We start from the raw sequence: 2,587 nt of genomic DNA on the forward strand, positions 1-2,587 counted from the left end.
GAACAGCTCGTTCTTCGCGGCCGCATACAGGATGTAGATACCGCACACGCCGATCAGGCAGCCCATGAAGTTGCGCCGCACGAATCGCCAGTTACGAGGATCACGATTCTGCCGGAGCAGTACGTACAACCCCGGGAGGAAGATCAGGACGGTTTCTTTCGACCAGAAAGCGAAGGCCATGAAGATCCCGGCGAACGCCGCCGCCGCGACACTGCGGCGCGGCGACGCCGCGCACACCAGGGCGGCGAGCAGCCACATCACGGCGATGTTGTCGAGGAACGCCATCCGCTGATACCACAGGGCGAGCGGTGAAAGCGAGAAGACGAGCAGGGCCAGGCCGGCGAAGAACCGTCGTAGGCCGAGGAGCCGGCCGAACCGGTACAGTAGCACGCAGCTCACCAGATGCACGCCGAACATGAGCTCGCGGGCGGCGGTGACCGCCGTCGGCGCCCGGTTGAAACCATCAGTGATCTTCGTGTAGATGGCAATTAACAGCCATCCGCCGAACGGATGGTCGTACCAGTACGTGTAATGCGCGATCCGGTTCCAGTACTGCATCGAATACGCCTGGGCGGCATACGTGCCCTCGTCGTCGGTGACGCGGCCCGGCCAGCCGTCGAAGTTATAACCGTGCAGCACCGCCACCACCGTCAGGAGCACGGCGAGCAGGAGCAGGCTGCGGCGGCGGGCGCCGGCCCAGCCGACCAGTCGGCCGGCGAGCTCCCCGGCCCGGGCGGCGATCCAGGTCACGGCGGTCTGCGGGCCGAGCAATCGGGGGTACGGGTTCGCGGCGTCGGGTGCGGTCACGACGCCGCCTCCAGCTCGAAGCGGCCGGAGGCGGTGCTGTGGTGGGCCCCGGAGTGGGAGGTCTTCTCCCACTCGACCCGGCCACGCAGCAACCGGGCCGTGGCGCGCACTGCGGCGGCGGAAAGCGCGAGCTGGTACAGCGGGGCGCAGGGCACGAGCCGCACGCTGTCCCAGCGACGCAGATCGAGCCCGTACGCCTCGGCAAACTCGCGGAACGCCGCCTGTTCGGAGAAGACCGTCATGACGGTCGCACCGAACGGAAGCCAGAAGACGATGACCAGACCGGTCGGCGCCGCCAGGAACAACGTGAGGACCAGCGACACCGGCAGCAGGACGCCGGCGAGTGCCTGGAAGAACGGCATCGTGAGCATCTCCACCGCCATGATGCGCTGGCGTGCTCCCGGAAGCGCCCGCCAGTCCCCCTTGAAGAGGACCTGCATGAACCCCATCATCCAGCGGGTGCGCTGGACGACGAGTTTCGTGAGGCTTTCCGGGGTCTCCTCCCGGGTCGTCAGATCGGGGTGGTAGAAGACCGCGGTCGGGATTCCGGCGACCGAGGCCCGCACCCCGAGGTCACAGTCCTCGGTGAGGCAGGAGACGTCCCACCCACCGAGCCTTTCCAGCACCGTTCGCCGAATGAACACCGTATTGCCGCCAAGTGGGATGAAACGCGCGCGCCTGGAAACGCAGCCGCGACATGAACCAGATGTAGTACTCGAGGCAGCTGCGGGCCCGCCACCAGGAGGTGCCCGTGTCCAACCAGTGGAGGAACGCCCGCATCGGCGAGTGGTCCGCGGCGCGCCGCCACGCCGTGGCACGCGCGTTCATGAGCTGCACGCCGCCCTGGAAGATGCCGACGTCGGCGTGGCGCAGGGCCAGCGTGTTCACGTAACGCAGGAGTCCCCCGGCGATCAGGGACTCCGCGTCGACGACGCCGACCAGGTCTCCGGTGCAGTGCCGGCGGGCGTCCTCCAGGGACAGGGGTTTACTACGCCGGCTGCCTTCGGGCGCGACGACCCGCACGTTGGAATGCCGGCCAGCGATCTCCTCGGCGACCCGCCGGGTCTCCTGGTCGACCTCGTCATGGGACACCATCACGACCAGTTCCACCAGGTCGTGGGGGTAGTCGCCGGCAAGAATCTGGGTCAGGGTCCGCCCGAGCACCGGCTCGTCGCGGGCGGGGACGATGAGCGAGAAGCGGTTGCGGGGCGCGAGGTTGCCGGTCAGGTCCACGTGATGCACCCGCTCGGGGCGCTGCCAGCTGTACTGGCCGCGCACGAGAGTCAGGCTGGCGACCAGCAGCATCAGCAGCGAGACGATCGTCCATGTGGCGAGCAGCACGACGTGGTGATGCTCGGCCGCACGCACCCCCAGCGTCACCGCGAGGGGCACGCTGACCAGCGCCCACACCCAGCGGCGCCGGCGGCTGGCGCCGGGGGTCGACCCGCGGGCCCGCGCCCGGAACCGACGGGACAGGACCAAGCCGCCGGTCACCGCCGCCACCGCGCCCAGCACCACGGCGAACGGCTGGCCCAGGCGCGGACCGCCGTACGAGACCAGCCTGATGTCCGGCGAACCGGCGAACATGTAGACGTACCAGCCGCCCGACTCGCACGCGAGCCGGGCGAGCCACGGGATCCGCCGGCCCCGGCCACCCCGGCCGAACATCCGAGGCAGGACGATCGCGAGTGCTCCGGGCAGGAGGTAGGACGTGCTCCCGTCGAGACCGGCCAGCTCGGACAGCACGAGGGCCGACGTGGTGTGCAGGGCGGCCCTCGTG

1 protein-coding gene and 1 pseudogene are annotated in these 2,587 nt (G+C 69.3%); both read right to left on the reverse strand.

What is annotated here, in order from left to right; all coding sequences use genetic code 11:
* Window positions 1-807: ArnT family glycosyltransferase (locus tag ACY5KJ_RS19675; RefSeq protein WP_462204062.1), on the reverse strand; the 807-nt coding region annotated here is incomplete at its 3' end.
* Window positions 804-2,475, reverse strand: a pseudogene (locus ACY5KJ_RS19680) (glycosyltransferase family 2 protein). The gene ACY5KJ_RS19675 and the pseudogene ACY5KJ_RS19680, both read right to left, overlap by 4 nt.
* Between the last annotated feature and the right edge of the window lie 112 nt (window positions 2,476-2,587).

This window comes from Frankia sp. CcWB3, assembly GCF_977927595.1.